The sequence below is a fragment of the Streptococcus dysgalactiae subsp. dysgalactiae genome, from assembly GCF_900459225.1.
GTDB lineage: Bacteria > Bacillota > Bacilli > Lactobacillales > Streptococcaceae > Streptococcus > Streptococcus dysgalactiae.
Genome location: NZ_UHFH01000003.1, coordinates 1,321,895 through 1,334,927 on the forward strand (window position 1 = coordinate 1,321,895; position 13,033 = coordinate 1,334,927).

The following is a 13,033-nucleotide window of genomic DNA, read 5'->3' on the forward strand; positions in this document are numbered from 1 at the left end:
TTCTATTGGGTAATGTAAATCATAAATTCTCGTTGGGCAAAGTCATAATAACGTTGACCAGTAAAAGCTTGACTAAGGGTACAGAGTTCATCTACATTAAAGCCTTTAAGCAAGACAACATCATTTTTTAGATGGTAAATCTTCGTCAAGAGTGCGTCATCGGGCGTAATGTCTTCACATTGTCCTTGGTCAAACTGCTTGGCCTGCATTTTAAGTTGGCCTTTATCTTCATAAACCATGTATTGTGGAAAAATTTGTGTTAATTCAAAAAGGATGTTGGGATCCTTAGGCTCTGCTTTTTCAGAAAAAACAAGGGCTACTTCTTTGTCATTCTGATAGGCAAATCCGTAAGCTTTTCCAGATAAATTGAGGCGTACAAAAGGCTTGATTTCCTCAAAGGAAGGGTGGTCAGCAAAGAGCCCTAGAGCCTTCGAAAGCGTAAAATAATAATCAGTCGCAGCCTGCGGCGACTGTTTTTGATATATTTCAGCAAAGTAAGCATTGATAACACTGGGTGGTGGGGTAATAAAAGCTAGTTTTTGCTGATCTGTTAATCCAGCTAGTTGATGGTTCAAATAGTTAGCATCTAGATTGGTAAAGCCACCATATGTTTTAGCTAAGTCAATATAATCACTCATAAAAATCGTCAAGTCTCCATTGCTGTTTTTTGGAAATATAGCCAGATATCTCTTCGGTTTCTTGGTCAAACGTGTAGTGGTCTAAAAGGGCTACCCGATTCAAGTCGTACAGCTTATAAGCCTTGTCTTGATGCACTTTGATAGTAAAAGGAACAAACTGATCTCGAATTTGGTTAATGATTAAGCGTCTCAAGAGAAGTTTACTGTCTTTTGAACGCGCTGAAACCCTAACGTTTGGAAATACGGTAGCTCTTAACTGCTCTGCCATATCCATTTTGTTGTAAACAGCTAATCGTGGAATATCTAGCATGTCCAACTCTTTGAGGAGATCTAAAACTACCTTTTCTTGCTCGCTATGATTGGAATCACTCGCATCAATCACATGTAAGAGCAAATCCACATGTTTGCTTTCTTCCAAGGTTGATTTAAAGGCAGCCACCAATTCTGTTGGCAAATCTTGGATAAACCCTACGGTGTCCGTTAAGGTTGCTTGAAATTGATTTTCTAAGTAGAGTTGCTTTGTGGTCGCATCCAAGGTAGCAAACAACTCATTGGCTTCATAATGACTATCATCTGTCAACAAGTTCATAATGGTTGATTTTCCAGCATTGGTGTAGCCAATCAAGCCAATTTTAAAGGTATCTGATCCCACCCGACGATCTCTAATGGTTTGGCGATTTTTCTCTACCTGAGTTAATTGGCGTTCAATATCAGCAATCTGATGACGAATCGAACGGCGGTTTAATTCTAATTGGCTTTCACCTGGTCCACGGCTCCCAATACCACCTGCTTGACGACTTAACATGATACCCTGTCCAACCAAGCGAGGTAACATATACTTCAATTGGGCAAGGTGTACTTGTAATTTGCCCTCATGGCTTCTGGCACGCATGGCAAAAATATCTAAGATTAACTGCATACGATCAATAACTTTAACCTCTAAAACAGTTTCTAGATTAGCATTTTGTCTAGCAGTCAAACGATTGTTGACAATGACTGTATCAATCTCATCTGCTTCCACAATCGCCTTAATCTCATCCAATTTTCCTGAACCGATAAAAGTTTTGCTATCGTAGCGCTCCCGCTTTTGGGTAAAACTTCCAACAACTTCTGCCCCGGCAGTCTTGGCCAGATTAGCTAACTCAGTCATTGACATGTCAAAATGTTCTGTTGTCTGCAGTTCGACTCCTAAAAGAATCACTCTCTCCTGCTGACGTTTTGTCTCAATCATTACCTTTACCAATCCTCCAAATTCCGTAAACTTTATTATAACACACCTTCACTAGTTTCTGCTAATCTTACTCTAGAGGTTTTATCCTTGCTCAAGGAAATGTTTGACCTTGTCATAGACGACTTTTGGGTAATCAGAGGCAGTTATCGTCTCAAAATGGACAGACATTCGATTACGGAACCAGGTTAATTGGCGCTTAGCAAAGCGTCTGGTGTTTTGTTTTAACTGATCACTAGCTTCTGCCAAAGTCATTTCACCTGCAAAATAGGGGAATAATTCCTTATAACCTATGCCACGAATAGCCTGAACAGTCGGGTAATGCTCATATAACCATTTTGCTTCTTTCAACAAGCCGTTTTCAAGCATACGATCCACGCGCTGATTGATACGGTCATAGATCACTTGACGGTCATCATTCAAGCCGATAATAAGCGGCTCATAAGCCGTCTCGGCATTCTCTAATTTATCAGCAAACTGAGCCAATTCAAGGGCTCGAATCGCCCGCCTGCGATTCACCTGCTCAATAGTAATATTATTGACTTGCAAGCGTTCATACAAGTCTTGGTCGGATAATTGCTCTAACTCATTCCGATAGGCTTTTACAGCCTCTTGGTCTACTGTTCCTCCTAAGTGGTAACCTTCTAGTAAACTTTGAAGGTAGAGACCAGTTCCCCCCACAATAATCGGTAATTTCCCACGACTAACAATGTCTGAAATAGCTTTTTGGGCATCTTGAACAAAATCGTAAGCCGAATAAGACTCAGTCACCTCACGAATATCAATTAAGTGATGAACTGCTGCTGCTTGCTCTACCGCGGTAGCTTTGGCGGTACCAATATCCAATTGTCGGTAGACCTGTTGACTATCTCCTGAAATAATCTCACCATTAAACTCCTGAGCTAAGGCAATCCCAAGTGCTGTTTTTCCCACTGCTGTCGGACCAACAATCACAACTACTTTTATTTTTGTCATTTCCTTGTCTTTCTATTAGAAAAGCGTCCAAAAAACGCCTTTTACTTGAAAAATAGCTTATTTTTCGCTACCATATATTATAACATAAGATTAAGGACCACTGAGGTCCTTCACTAGAAATGGAGAATAATCATGGTTAAGAAATATCAATTTGTTAAGGGTCTTGTGACTGGTGTTTTAGCAACTGCTGCTACCGTTGCTGGTGCTGTCTTTGCTGTTAAAAAAACAATTATTGATCCTGAAGAAGAAAAAGCGGCTTTTGTTGAAGAAAACCGCAAAAAAGCAGCGCGTCGTCGTGTTGCTCGTTAATCAGATTGACAATAATCAAAAAAAGCTAGCCTATCACTGTGCTAGCCTTTTTCTTTATCTTAATGAGTTTTTAAGAAATAACTTACATATGTTACAGTACTTCTGTCATCTATTTTTCTTGCAGCCAAATAGGAAGTTCAAGTAAGCTCCGTAAACATAACTGACTAAGGCTGTTGCCAACAAGACTTCAGCAAACAAGAGCCCTTGCCATAACCAACCAATCCATCCTAAAAAAGTTAAAGCCATTTTCAAAGAAGTAGCGCTAATCACAAAAGGAAAGGTAAAAGCGGAAAAGCCGGGATTAAAGGGACGATTGAGTAAACGAGGCAGTTGCAAAACCACAAAAGCATATAATACCTGTGAACTGATGAGAAGAAAGAGAATCATTCCTTCTTGCGGCTTGGAAAAGGCTACTAAGTAAGAAGCTGACAGCAAGGACAAAGGAGCACAGAACGTTGAAATATTGGGCATTGCCGCTTCAGCCAGACCAATTTTATAAGCCTTTGTTGCCATAAAGGGTAAAAGCACACCTGTTAAAGACAGGCATACCCAAAAAACCACTTGTCCTAACAGAAACTGCTTGCTAGCAGGAGCCGTCAGTGCTGCCATAGCAATTCCTACAAAGAGAACTGACCATGACGGAAAGACATTATCCCACGAAAAAGGGAAAACAAACCGATACTGATAATAGACAATCAGAATAAAATTTCCTAAAAAGAATAACCACCAAGCCAGATAACCTAACCACTCCCCACCCGTTGCCTTTAGATAGAGAGATGCCAACAACATTCCTGTCATAAAAAACGTTGGAAAAACAGAAGCAATTAGAGGTTGTCGTAACTGCATTTTCGTCTCGTGAGGGTTTCTGACCATACCGACCAGCAAGATCCCATAGATAAATAGGGAGGCTGAGAGGCCTAGATAACCAAATAGGGGGAAATAGGTTGCCAAGAGATTGCCTAAGGAAAGGGTTCCTAATGCCAATCCCGACATTACTAAAGGAGGATTCTTCCAAGGTGTCATAATAGTCCTTTTCTTGTCTATTAATAAGTCTTTATGAGTAGCCTCATCTTGTCTATTTTAACATATCAGAGTTACTTTTAACATCCAAAATCTACAAATGCTCCACTATCTCAGAGAGGGTTTTCAGTGTTAAAGACTACAAAAAGGAGTAAGAAACCAATTCCTACTCCTATATCGTTTTATTAGTGAGCCGCAGCAGTCACTTTCTTAACAGCTGCATCCTCTATCATTTTTGCCATAAAAGCAGCTAAATGTGGGTAATTTTCATATGATTTAGGTGTTTTTTGCGACCATAAAGCCATGACATAAGCATAAGCATCTGCAATAGTTCTCTGATCGTGATAAACATGCCGACTATCTCCAATAAGACCATCTAAATGCGTCATAGCAATATCAATCCGCTTGTAAGAAGCTTGTTTGACTTCTTCAAGCGCTTGATTCTCTTGAGAAATAGTGTAGCGATGAGGGCTAAACATTGGCCAAAAAGCAGGGTGAAATTCACCTGTTAAGAAGTCCATGATTTCGTTGAATCGACTTTCTGCCAAAAGATTGTCTTGGGGAATGAGCTGAGCTCTAGAAGCTTGTTTCGCTATAAAGGTCAAGATGGTACCTGCCTGTGTGATAATTTGACCATCTTCAATCTGTAAAGCTGGCACCATCCCAAAAGGATTGATGTTAAGGTATTCTTCAGAACCTAGTTTTACCTTCTCTACCTCGTAATCCAATTGTGCCCATTCCATAGCTATCCAACAGGCTAAGGCACAAGTTCCAGGAGCATAATAAAGTTTCATCGCAACTTTCTCACTAATTAGTATTAAATTAAGTATAACACTTTTTTAAAAACCTTTTCAGGGATGAAGTATCCTTGTCTCATGTTTTTCTTTCTAATAGGCACTTATTTTGAGACTGGTTCAGCAGAAACTCACAATTCTTTTGAAAAGGTTCTAAGTAGAGTTGGTATTGACGTCTTCGGTGTTGACGGCTCTGTATGACAAAATGAGCTTGGCGTCCACGTTCACTAGTATCTCGTTGCAAACGCCTCTGCAATTCGGTCTCATTATCTGTATAGCAAAAAATAGAAAGATCAAACAATTCTTTTTCCAAGAAAGTAGATGACATCCCCTCAACAATCAACAGTTTACCCTGCCCTGAAATGATTTGACTAGGTGACCATGACGTATCAATCGTCAACAAATCCATTCCTTTTCGAAACATGAGGATATCTCTTTTGAGACTGGCTAACTCATGCCTAGCAGGATGGCAGGCAGTCATCTGATAACAGCCTTCTACACCTTTTAAATCATAGGTCACTTGAACACCTGAACTGTTACTTATAATATAGGCATCTGTTTCCAATAAATATGTGCTGTCTTTTGGTAAAACTTGATACAATCGTTTGGCTAAGGTCGTTTTCCCAGATGCCCCATGCCCACAAATACGAATAACTGTTTTCTCTTGCTCCTCAATACTATCCAAAATTGCTTGAATAACTCTTTCCATATGCCACCTCTTCTCTATTGTTGATAGCATTAGTATAACAAAAAACAAACCAGTTTCCTGATTTGCTTTGAGATATTAGGCACCTACAAATTCTGGTAAGGTTTCGCCAATTGCTTCAAGACGAGCTGCCCATTCTTGACGGCTCAAGCCATTTTCTGCCACATAACGGTTACGGTCATGGGCACGACATTCTGGTGAACACCCACGCACATATTTGTCTTCGTTTTCTTCAGAAGTGAAGATTTGTTTGTTACAGAATGGATTGGCACAATTAACGTAACGTTCACATGGTGTGCCATCGAAATGGTCACGTCCGATTACGGTTGGATCAACATGGTTGATTGGAACTGAAATACGTTCATCAAAGACATACATTGCTCCATCCCAGAGTTCCCCTTGAACTTCAGGGTCTTTACCATAGGTTGCAATACCGCCATGAAGCTGACCAACATCTTTAAAGCCTTCACGAACCATCCAACCAGAGAATTTCTCACAGCGAACACCACCCGTACAGTAAACAACAACACGTTTTTCCATAAACTTGTCCTTGTTGTCTCGCACCCATTGTGGCAATTCACGGAAGTTACGAATATCTGGTCGAATAGCACCGCGGAAATGACCAAGGTCGTATTCATAGTCATTACGCGTATCTAAAACCACTGTATCTTCATCAAGCAGTGCTTCTTTAAATTCCTTGGGTGATAGGTAAGCACCTGTTGTTTCAAGCGGGTTAATGTCGTTATCAAAGTCATTATCTTCCAAACCAAGATGAACAATTTCTTTTTTGTAACGGACAAACATTTTCTTGAAAGCTTGCTCATCTTCTTCGTCCATTTTGAACCAAAGATCTGCAAAGCGCTCATCGCTATGCACCCAATCCATGTATTTTTGAGTTGTTTCATAGTCACCTGAAACCGTACCATTGATGCCTTCGTCCGCAATCAAGATACGACCTTTAAGACCAATTGACTTACAAAAAGCCAGATGCTCAGCAGCATAGGCTTTAGCATTTTCAATAGGGACATATTTATAGTAGAGTAAAACTCGAATCTTATCTGACATGTGTTCTCCTTCGTCATCATTTCAATTATTCTCCATTATAACTTGTCAAAAAAGGTCTAAGCAAACCATTTGCTTGTCTCTTTTGTCACAAAAAACTTAACTATCTAAGTTTTTTCATCCCGTCATGAAGGTTAAACAAATGATTAGAAGCTTTCAATGTAAAGTGCTAAGATAGGAGCATGGAGGTTATGAGCAATGACTTACGAACTTTGTTTAGAATATGGAACTTATCCACTGTCTCTTGTGGATGCTACTTTAGGAGAGGATCAAAATCCACCAGAATTTATCCAAGATGATCAGGTGCTTCTTAATAAACTTGACATCATGAATCAGCTTTTTCATGACTTATTTGCAACCATTGAGTCGCAATTTCACTACATTGGCTTTAGCATGCCGGAAAAGAGAGCTCAGATTCGAGAACTCTACGATGAAGTGGTTACTATTTTGGAAACGAAGTACAAGGATTATCCTATCGTTATTGAAAAATTCCTCCTCTAATCCTGATAAAAAACAAAAAGCTAGAAACTTCTGTTTCTAGCTTTTTGAGTAATATCAAGCGCCGCTTAAGATTCAAATCGCTTTGCAAAATCAAGAAAAGCTTGTACTGAATCTGTTAAAAATTGCGCAGCAGTGGAATCTATGAAGTTCCCCTGTGCATTCACAATGGTATGAATGTGTGCTAAATAAATTTCTGGTTGTGGCATGACAGGAACATTTAAAAAGACCAAACTCTGTCTCAAATGATGGTTTGCACCAAATCCTGCCAAACTCCCATTAGATTGTGAAATAATCATTGCAGGTTTACCGCTAAAAGCTACCTGTTGATAGGGTCTGGAACCAATTTCGATGGCATTTTTCAAAGCTGCTGGTATGGTGCGATTGTATTCTGGTGTGATAAATAAAAGGGCATCTTGTTCTTTAATAGCCTGTCTAAAGCGTTCGTAAGAATCAGGTCTACGTCCTTCTTTATCAATATCTGGGTTAAACAATGGAAGATTTTCGATACGGATGAAGGATACCTCAACACTTTCAGGAAAAAGCGGCAACATTGCCTTAGCCAAAGATTTAGAAGATGACTTCTCTTTGATACTTCCTAAAATAATACCTAATTTCCTCATTATTACCTCCTTCTCATGTTTTGTGTTGTTATTAAGGATACTTTATTATCATACCGCTTCTTAGCGATAATTAGTAATATTTTTTTCGAATGCATATTTTCGATTCAAGTATAGTTTAAAACTATACCTTAAATGCTATTACTCTAAAAACCTTCAAAAGTCTCTTAACCACGTTTGCTAATCACCTATTTCTCCTTTTAAAGACACCAAAAAAAGCGGAAAATCCGCTTTTTAGGTAGGTGTTTAGTTTGAATGCCAGATATCTTCGTTGTACTGTTCAATGGTGCGGTCAGATGAGAAGAATCCAGCTTTGGCAATGTTGTGAACCACTTTTGTCATCCACAAATCTTGGGCTTCGTAGTCTGCCAACATTTTTTCTTTAACTTCAATGTACTCTTCAAGGTCAATCAAGGTCATGAACCAGTCTTTTGAAATCAATTCTTTATAAAGACGGTCAAGACGTTCTTCATTACCAAATGCTAGTAATTCTGGACTGATAATAAAGTTCACTGCTGCTTTAATAGCAGGGTGGTTATCATAGTAATCTTTTGCTACATAAGAAGCAGTTGCATAAAGGTTGATGATGGTGTCAGAATCTTTACCAAAGGTGTAGATATTCTCCATGCCTGCAAGCTCAGCGATCTCTACGTTAGCACCGTCCATTGTACCAAGTGTTAAAGCACCGTTAAGCATGAATTTCATATTACCAGTCCCAGAAGCTTCTTTAGATGCTAGTGAAATTTGTTCAGAAATATCGGTTGCAGGAATCAAGTGCTCTGCTACTGTCACATTGTAATTTTCAACAAGATGCACATTAAGGTATGGGCTTACTTCAGGGTCATTGTTAATCAATTCAGACAAGCAAAGGATTAAGTGAATGATGTCTTGAGCAATGATGTAAGCAGGCGCTGCTTTACCACCAAAAATAACAGTGATTTTACGTTTTGGAAGGTTGCCTTTTTTAATTTCCAAATATTTGTGAATCACATAAAGAGCATTCATCTGTTGACGTTTGTACTCGTGGAAACGTTTGATTTGGGTATCAATAATAGAATGTTCATCAAGCTCAATGCCTTTATTGTCTTTAAGGTAACGTTTAAGGGCTAATTTGTTGTTGAATTTGATTTCAGCCAATTTAGCATGAACAGCTTTATCATCTGCAAAGGCCATCAATTTTTCTAATTTTGTTGCGTCAGTCAAGTACTCATCGCCAATAAGTTCTTTAATATAATCAGCCAAGTCTTGGTTAGCAAATTCTAGCCAACGACGGAAAGTAATCCCGTTAGTTTTATTGTTGAATTTTTCTGGGTAAAGGTCATAGAAAGCTTTTAATTCACTGTTTTTCAAGATTTCTGTATGCAGCGCAGCTACCCCATTGACACTTGTTGCAAAATGAATATCCATATGGGCCATGTGCACACGACCAGTTTCATCAATAATTTGAACAGCTGGGTCAGACACTTCTGAACGAACAAGAGCATCCAATTTTTCAATGATGGTTACCAAGTGTGGCACTACTTCGTTTAAGTAATCTGTTGGCCATTTTTCAAGCGCTTCCGCAAGGATAGTGTGGTTAGTGTAACCAACCATGTCCTTCACAACAGATACCGCTTCATCAAAGTCAAAGCCATGTTTTTCTGTCAACAGACGAATCAATTCAGGAATAACCATTGATGGATGCGTGTCATTGATTTGCACGTAAGCGTAGTCTGCAAGATCATGAAGGTTAGAGCCACGTTCAATAGCTTCGTCAATCAACAGTTGAGCTGCATTTGACACCATAAAGTACTGTTGGTAAATACGAAGCAATTCTCCGTTTTTATCAGAGTCATCTGGGTAAAGGAACAAGGTTAAGTTTTTAGCAATTTCAGTTTTATCAAATGAAATACCGTCTTTGATTAATCCGTAATCAACGCCCTCGATATCAAACAAGTTAAGGTAGTTTTTAGTGTCGCGTTTGTAACCCAAAACATCAATACGATCAAGACGAGATTTCAAGGTGAAGTTCTTAAAAGGCACATCGTAAGAAATGTCTGTTGGAACCAACCATGAGTCATCTTCAATCCAGAAGTTTGGCTCTGCTTCTTGTTCATTGTGTTTGAAAACTTGTTTGAACAACCCACAATGATAATTCAAGCCAACCCCTTCACCATTAATACCAAGAGATGAAATAGAGTCAATGAAACATGAAGCAAGACGTCCTAAACCACCATTACCTAGTGATGGTTCTAATTCAACATCTTCGACTTCTGCGATAGATTTGCCAGCAGCTGCCAATTCTTCTTTGATGTCTTTGTAAATTCCTAGGTTAATCAGGTTGTTTGATAGTAATTTACCAATCAAAAACTCTGCCGAAATATAGTAAACTTTGCGTTTGACAGAATTTTTAGCCTTGTGGCTAGCTTCTTCTTTGACAAAGTTTAATAATGATAGATAAATCTCTTCATTGCTGGCCTGCGTAAGCGATTTTCCTAATTTAGTTTCAGCATATTCTGTAAAGCGTGTCATGTCTTCCTCTTTTCTATTGTTCTCTTATCATTAGTGATTGACGCGATCGTATAATTCTGTCAAATGTATCAAGTAGGCTTTGTGCTCTTCAGTGATATCTCCTTCAAGCATCCGCCATTGCCAATTACCACCCACGGTATTTGGCATGTTCATGCGGCTATCTGCCCCCTTATCAAGCAAGTCTTGCATGCACAAGATAGCCGTATCACTAACTGTTGCGAAAATCGTGCGCAACATGGCTTGTGTAATACTTTCATCTGCACCTTTGTGGAGGTAGTCGTTCACAAAAGCAACTTGTTCTTCCGTAAGGTTTGCATACCAACCATTAACCACTTCGTTATCATGCGTACCAGTATAAACCACACAGTTACGATCATAATGATGGGGTAAATCACTGCTTTGACTAGTAATGTCAAAAAGGCCAAATTCTAAAATCTTCATTCCTGGAAAGGCTGTTGAGGCTAATAGCTGCTCTGCCTTTTCATCAATATAACCAAGATTTTCTGCGATGATAGGCAGTTCTCCTAAAGCCTCACGAACTGCAGCAAACAAAGCAAGTCCCGGAGCTGATTCCCAATGTCCATTTCGAGCAGTTGTGTCGCCACCAGGAATTTCCCAGAAATCTGAAAAGCCTTTAAAGTGGTCAATTCTCAAATAGTCATATAATTTGAAACTTTCTTGAATACGGTAAATCCACCAAGCAAAGTTGGATGCTTCATGGGCTGCCCAATTGTAAATCGGATTGCCCCAAAGTTGACCATCTTCACTAAAGCCATCTGCAGGAACTCCAGCGATAAAGAGTGGGTTTTTATCCTCATCCACTTTAAACAAGTCTGGCATTGTCCAAACTTCCACACTATCTGCAGAAACATAGATTGGCATATCACCAATAATCTCAATACCGTTATCATTGGCATATGCTTTTAAGGCCAACCATTGTTGGTAGAAGAAATATTGACAAACTTTATGGTAGTGAACGCTTTCAGCAAGTAACTCACGGTAATGATATAAGGCTGCTTCTTCGCGTTTTACAATTGCTCTGTCATCCCATTCTTGTAGGGCCTTATTTTGAAAGTGTTCTTTCAATGACATGAACTCGGCAAAGTCACCCAACCAGCTCGCTTCTGCTTCAAAAGCTGCCAATTCTTTGACGCCTTCTTTAGTTGCAAGAAAGGCTTGGACCGCTTTTTCTAATAAGGGACGTCTTGCTTGAAAAATTTGAGCATAGTCAACCACCTCAGGGTCAGAACCAAAATCAACGCCAACGAGATCAGCTTCCTGCAAGTAGCCGTCTGCAACAAGTAATTCAAGATCGATAAAATGAGTATTACCTGCAATGGCTGAAAATGATTGATAAGGTGAATCACCATAACTTGTTGTTGTTAAAGGTAGGATCTGCCAATAAGTTTGTTTGGTTTCTTTTAGGAAATCAACAAAGTCAAAAGCTGCCTTCCCGAAAGTTCCAATTCCGGTCTTACCAGGAAGGGAACTAATATGCATTAAGATACCGCTTGCACGTTTATTCATTCATTTTTTCTCCTCATGAAATCTAGTTATGATGAAATTATAACGCAACCGTTTGCGTAAGTCAACCTCTTTCGTAAAAAAGTAGCATTTCTAAGAAATGCTACTGGTCGTTTATACCTTATTCATTAATATTACGGACACTCTCACGCTTTTTCAAGGTAAAAGGAACAAAGATTTTTTGGCTAAGGCTCTGCTCTTTCGAATTGATGATATCTAGCAGCTGCTTAAAGGATGTTTTACCAAGATTGTCAACATTGATGTCAAAGGTAGTTAAATAAGGGTGAATCAACTTGGCATAGCTTGAATTATTAAAGGTAATGATGGAAACATCATCGGGTACCTTAATGCCATAAAAAGATAATAATTGAACCATGCGCACTGATAAGACATCTCCAATAACAACTAAAGCTGTCGCCTTAAAGTCACGAATACCCTCGATAACATTTTGCACACTAACAGGATCTTTTCGGTCAAATAAAAGCATTGGTTTAGTCTCTAATGACAATTTTAAGCAACCTTTTAAATAACCGATGTAACGCTCTGATGCAACCTCGGAGACAAGATCATCTGTGATAAACAAAATCTGACGATGCCCTTTTTGATAGAGGTGATCTACTGCGGTTTTAGCCATTAATTGATTATCATTGTCAATATAGGTAATTTTATTGGCATCTCCTTCTGGAGCTCCTACAATAACAAAAGGAATTTTATTGGTCATCAAATAATTTCTGACCGGGTCTTCTTGATCAGAATAAAGAATAATAAAGCCATCAACCCGCTTTTGTAAATGCATCAACTTTACTTGCCCCAGCAAATCCTCTAAAGACATCCCTGTTGCAATAGAAACCGTAAAGTGTTGCTTTTTGGCTTCATTAGTGATGGTGGATAAAATTTCCATGAAGAAGGGCTCACTCAATCGGTCACTGGTCGTAATAGGCGGAAAAACCAGTCCAATATTATGTGTTAACCCACTGGCAAGCATTTGCGCAGCGACATTCGGAACATAGCCCAAATCAGCCATTGCTTTTCGAACTTTCTCCTTGGTTTTTTGAGAAATAGAACGATTATCTTTTAATACCCTACTCACGGTTGAGGGATTAACACCCGCTTTTTGGGCGACATCTTTAATTGTTACCATATTAACC

The 13,033-nt window shown here is 39.1% G+C and carries 13 protein-coding genes; 2 read left to right on the forward strand and 11 right to left on the reverse strand.

Features of this window, described 5'->3' with window-relative positions; genetic code table 11:
• Window positions 1-2: 2 nt before the first annotated feature.
• The 3 genes from DYD17_RS06915 to miaA all read right to left on the reverse strand — a co-directional run bounded on the left by DYD17_RS06915 (window position 3) and on the right by miaA (window position 2,841).
• The gene (locus tag DYD17_RS06915) at window positions 3-638 is read right to left on the reverse strand and encodes a hypothetical protein (protein WP_003051262.1); all 636 of its coding nucleotides are present in this window, start codon (window positions 636-638) and stop codon (window positions 3-5) included.
• A complete protein-coding gene (gene hflX, locus DYD17_RS06920; RefSeq protein WP_115252944.1) occupies window positions 631-1,869 on the reverse strand; it encodes a GTPase HflX in 1,239 nt (412 codons plus the stop codon). Before hflX ends, DYD17_RS06915 begins: the two co-directional genes overlap by 8 nt.
• A gap of 81 nt (window positions 1,870-1,950) precedes the next feature.
• A complete protein-coding gene (miaA, locus tag DYD17_RS06925) occupies window positions 1,951-2,841 on the reverse strand; it encodes a tRNA (adenosine(37)-N6)-dimethylallyltransferase MiaA (RefSeq protein WP_003051270.1) in 891 nt (296 codons plus the stop codon).
• 132 nt (window positions 2,842-2,973) lie between these two features.
• On the opposite strand from miaA, the gene DYD17_RS06930 reads away from it, so the two are divergent.
• A complete protein-coding gene (locus tag DYD17_RS06930) occupies window positions 2,974-3,150 on the forward strand; it encodes a DUF3042 family protein (RefSeq protein WP_003051277.1) in 177 nt (58 codons plus the stop codon).
• Between the two features lie 105 nt (window positions 3,151-3,255).
• Here the strand turns inward: DYD17_RS06930 and DYD17_RS06935 are convergent, their stop codons facing one another.
• From DYD17_RS06935 to trhO, 4 genes are all read right to left on the reverse strand, one after another.
• A complete protein-coding gene (locus DYD17_RS06935) occupies window positions 3,256-4,173 on the reverse strand; it encodes a TDT family transporter (protein WP_115252945.1) in 918 nt (305 codons plus the stop codon).
• Window positions 4,174-4,355: 182 nt separating this feature from the next.
• On the reverse strand, window positions 4,356-4,964 hold the full coding sequence (locus tag DYD17_RS06940) for a glutathione S-transferase family protein (protein ID WP_115252946.1): 609 nt from the start codon (window positions 4,962-4,964) through the stop codon (window positions 4,356-4,358).
• A 79-nt stretch (window positions 4,965-5,043) separates the two neighbouring features.
• Window positions 5,044-5,673 (reverse strand): uridine kinase family protein, encoded by a 630-nt coding sequence (locus tag DYD17_RS06945; RefSeq protein ID WP_115252947.1) that lies wholly within the window; start codon window positions 5,671-5,673, stop codon window positions 5,044-5,046.
• Window positions 5,674-5,748: 75 nt separating this feature from the next.
• Window positions 5,749-6,735: an oxygen-dependent tRNA uridine(34) hydroxylase TrhO gene (trhO, locus tag DYD17_RS06950; RefSeq protein WP_003051291.1), complete on the reverse strand. Its 987-nt coding sequence runs from the start codon at window positions 6,733-6,735 to the stop codon at window positions 5,749-5,751.
• A 195-nt stretch (window positions 6,736-6,930) separates the two neighbouring features.
• Here trhO and DYD17_RS06955 point away from each other — a divergent pair, with 195 nt between their 5' ends.
• Window positions 6,931-7,233, forward strand: coding sequence for a hypothetical protein (locus DYD17_RS06955; RefSeq protein ID WP_003051294.1), 303 nt, complete (start codon window positions 6,931-6,933; stop codon window positions 7,231-7,233).
• A 65-nt stretch (window positions 7,234-7,298) separates the two neighbouring features.
• On the opposite strand, the gene DYD17_RS06960 is transcribed toward DYD17_RS06955, so the two are convergent.
• The 4 genes from DYD17_RS06960 to DYD17_RS06975 form a co-directional block, all read right to left on the reverse strand.
• Complete coding sequence (locus DYD17_RS06960; protein ID WP_003051297.1) at window positions 7,299-7,853, reverse strand: NADPH-dependent FMN reductase; 555 nt, start codon at window positions 7,851-7,853, stop codon at window positions 7,299-7,301.
• Window positions 7,854-8,096: 243 nt separating this feature from the next.
• Window positions 8,097-10,361, reverse strand: coding sequence for a glycogen/starch/alpha-glucan family phosphorylase (gene glgP / locus DYD17_RS06965; RefSeq protein WP_115246129.1), 2,265 nt, complete (start codon window positions 10,359-10,361; stop codon window positions 8,097-8,099).
• A 30-nt stretch (window positions 10,362-10,391) separates the two neighbouring features.
• Window positions 10,392-11,888 carry a 4-alpha-glucanotransferase gene (gene malQ / locus DYD17_RS06970; RefSeq protein ID WP_115252948.1) on the reverse strand — a complete coding sequence of 499 codons (1,497 nt, stop codon included), beginning with the start codon at window positions 11,886-11,888 and terminating at the stop codon, window positions 10,392-10,394.
• A 118-nt stretch (window positions 11,889-12,006) separates the two neighbouring features.
• Window positions 12,007-13,026: a LacI family DNA-binding transcriptional regulator gene (locus DYD17_RS06975; protein WP_003051308.1), complete on the reverse strand. Its 1,020-nt coding sequence runs from the start codon at window positions 13,024-13,026 to the stop codon at window positions 12,007-12,009.
• Window positions 13,027-13,033: the final 7 nt, after the last annotated feature.

Bases quoted from the DNA above. Each gene is read 5' to 3' on its own strand.
- DYD17_RS06945 (WP_115252947.1), bottom strand. From the start codon at position 5,673: ATGGAAAGAGTTATTCAAGCAATTTTGGATAGTATTGAGGAGCAAGAG.
- malQ (WP_115252948.1), bottom strand. From the start codon at position 11,888: ATGAATAAACGTGCAAGCGGTATCTTAATGCATATTAGTTCCCTTCCT.
- glgP (WP_115246129.1), bottom strand. From the start codon at position 10,361: ATGACACGCTTTACAGAATATGCTGAAACTAAATTAGGAAAATCGCTT.
- trhO (WP_003051291.1), bottom strand. From the start codon at position 6,735: ATGTCAGATAAGATTCGAGTTTTACTCTACTATAAATATGTCCCTATT.
- DYD17_RS06915 (WP_003051262.1), bottom strand. From the start codon at position 638: ATGAGTGATTATATTGACTTAGCTAAAACATATGGTGGCTTTACCAAT.
- DYD17_RS06930 (WP_003051277.1), top strand. From the start codon at position 2,974: ATGGTTAAGAAATATCAATTTGTTAAGGGTCTTGTGACTGGTGTTTTA.
- DYD17_RS06935 (WP_115252945.1), bottom strand. From the start codon at position 4,173: ATGACACCTTGGAAGAATCCTCCTTTAGTAATGTCGGGATTGGCATTA.
- hflX (WP_115252944.1), bottom strand. From the start codon at position 1,869: ATGATTGAGACAAAACGTCAGCAGGAGAGAGTGATTCTTTTAGGAGTC.
- DYD17_RS06940 (WP_115252946.1), bottom strand. From the start codon at position 4,964: ATGAAACTTTATTATGCTCCTGGAACTTGTGCCTTAGCCTGTTGGATA.
- DYD17_RS06955 (WP_003051294.1), top strand. From the start codon at position 6,931: ATGACTTACGAACTTTGTTTAGAATATGGAACTTATCCACTGTCTCTT.
- DYD17_RS06960 (WP_003051297.1), bottom strand. From the start codon at position 7,853: ATGAGGAAATTAGGTATTATTTTAGGAAGTATCAAAGAGAAGTCATCT.
- DYD17_RS06975 (WP_003051308.1), bottom strand. From the start codon at position 13,026: ATGGTAACAATTAAAGATGTCGCCCAAAAAGCGGGTGTTAATCCCTCA.
- miaA (WP_003051270.1), bottom strand. From the start codon at position 2,841: ATGACAAAAATAAAAGTAGTTGTGATTGTTGGTCCGACAGCAGTGGGA.